This window comes from Streptomyces sp. NPDC089915 (genome assembly GCF_040684675.1).
Taxonomy (GTDB): domain Bacteria; phylum Actinomycetota; class Actinomycetes; order Streptomycetales; family Streptomycetaceae; genus Streptomyces.
Window position 1 is genome coordinate 1 of sequence record NZ_JBFBGN010000343.1, and the last position, 1,744, is coordinate 1,744.

General features: G+C 74.8%; 2 protein-coding genes and 1 pseudogene. 2 read left to right on the forward strand and 1 reads right to left on the reverse strand.

Annotation, left to right across the window (positions count from 1 at the left end):
- Positions 1 to 285, reverse strand: a pseudogene (locus AB0O29_RS35610) (sensor histidine kinase); the annotation flags it as partial.
- Between the two features lie 135 nt (positions 286 to 420).
- On the opposite strand from AB0O29_RS35610, the gene AB0O29_RS35615 reads away from it, so the two are divergent.
- Positions 421 to 936: a hypothetical protein gene (locus AB0O29_RS35615; protein ID WP_365160500.1), complete on the forward strand. Its 516-nt coding sequence runs from the start codon at positions 421 to 423 to the stop codon at positions 934 to 936.
- A 53-nt stretch (positions 937 to 989) separates the two neighbouring features.
- Positions 990 to 1,706, forward strand: a complete 717-nt coding sequence (locus tag AB0O29_RS35620) for a methyltransferase domain-containing protein (protein WP_365160503.1) — start codon at positions 990 to 992, stop codon at positions 1,704 to 1,706.
- Positions 1,707 to 1,744: the final 38 nt, after the last annotated feature.

Here is a 1,744-nt window from a genome sequence, read left to right on the forward strand (position 1 = left end):
GCCGCGTCCCGGCCCGGGTACGGCGGGGCGCGGGAGGTCCTTGCCGACGAGCGCCCGGTAGCGCCGCCGCTGCCCCATGCTCAGCAGGGGCGTCACCGCGAGCGTGGCCAGCACGGGCAGCGGCGTCAACACCGGCACCAACGCCGCCAGCGTGCCGAGCAGCCAGAGCCACAACGGCACCACGGCGAGGTGGAGCGGCAGGCCGGCGGCGACGAGCACGGTCCGGTGTCCCGCCCCGCGGAACGTCCGTCCGAGCACCAGCCTTGGCCACGTGGTGAGTTGCATGCGTCATACGGTAAAGCCGCAGGCCATCCCCGTGCCATGACGCTCCTGCCCGGTTCGGGGGTGCACTTAACTCCACCCCGGGTCGGATCCCTGCGTGACTGACGGCGCCCTGGTGTGCGGCGGAGGCTGGAGCACGTGAAAGGGAGAGCCGGCGGGGAGCGGGGGAAGACGATGCGTCACCTGGAGTTGTACAAGGGCGAATTGGCCGGTGCCGAGGGCTTGGACCGCGCCGAGGTCATCCCGCTCCACGAACAGGCGCAGGAGCCGCGCCCGCCACGGGGCACGCGGCGCGCCGGGTGGCTGCTGGTCGCCTGCGGGCTCACCCTGCTGCCGTGGCTGTACGTGCTGGCCGGCGGCCTGCCGGCCACCGCGACCGTGGCGCACTGGCCGGTCGTCTGGGTCGGGCTCGACGCGCTGGAGGCGCTCGGCCTGATCGCCACCGGCCTCCTCGCCGCCCGCGGCGACCGGCGGCACGCCCTGGCAGCCGCCGCGACCGCGACGCTGCTCGTGGTGGACGCCTGGTTCGACGTCATGACCGCGGCCCCGGGGGGCGACCTCGCCACCGCGGTCGCCATGGCCCTCGGCGCCGAGCTGCCGCTCGCCGCGCTGTGCGGCCGGCTGGCGCTGCGGGCGCTGAGCCGGCACGCGTGACGCCGACCGCCCGGCCACCTTCCACGGACCACACCGATCCACCGGAGGACACCATGCACCACATCACCACCGCCCCCGTCGCCCCGATCGCGGCCCGGACCCGCTGGGCGGTAGCCGCCGGCGCCGGCGCCGCGTTGGCCGCCGCCTGGTGGCTGGGCGACAAGGCGCCCTATCCGTACGCCCAGCGCGGCCTCCTCGACCTGCCGTTGCCGTTCCTGACCGCCGACCGCATGGACGCCGTACTGCGACCGCGCCCGGGGGAGCGGATCCTGGAGATCGGCCCGGGAACGGGCCTGCAGTCACTGCACGTCGCCCCGCAGCTCGGACCGCAGGGACGGCTCGATGTGCTCGACATCCAGCAGGAGATGCTCGACCAGGTGATGCGCCGCGCCGAGCGCGACGGCCTGGCGACGATCAGGCCCACCCGCTCGGACGCACGTGAACTGCCCTACCCCGATGGGACGTTCGACGCCGTATACGCCGTGACCGCGCTCGGCGAGATCCCCGAACCGGATCGGGTTCTGCGCGAGGCGGCACGGGTGCTGGCACCGGGCGGGCGGCTGGTGATCGGCGAGTTCTTCGACCGGCACTGGATCCCCTTCGGCCGGCTGCACCGGCTCGCCGACGCCGCCGGCCTCCACCTGACCGAGCGCCGGGGCCCGAGCCCGGCATACCTCGCCCGCTTCCGACCCTGCGCGGCCGACACGCCGGGCCACCAGAACGAGCACCTCGCCCACCGCGACCAGGACACCGACGACGGGGAAGCGTGAGCCGGGGCCTTCGTGCGGAAAGGGGGTGTCGGGTCAGA

Bases quoted from the DNA above. Each gene is read 5' to 3' on its own strand.
- AB0O29_RS35620 (WP_365160503.1), top strand. From the start codon at position 990: ATGCACCACATCACCACCGCCCCCGTCGCCCCGATCGCGGCCCGGACC.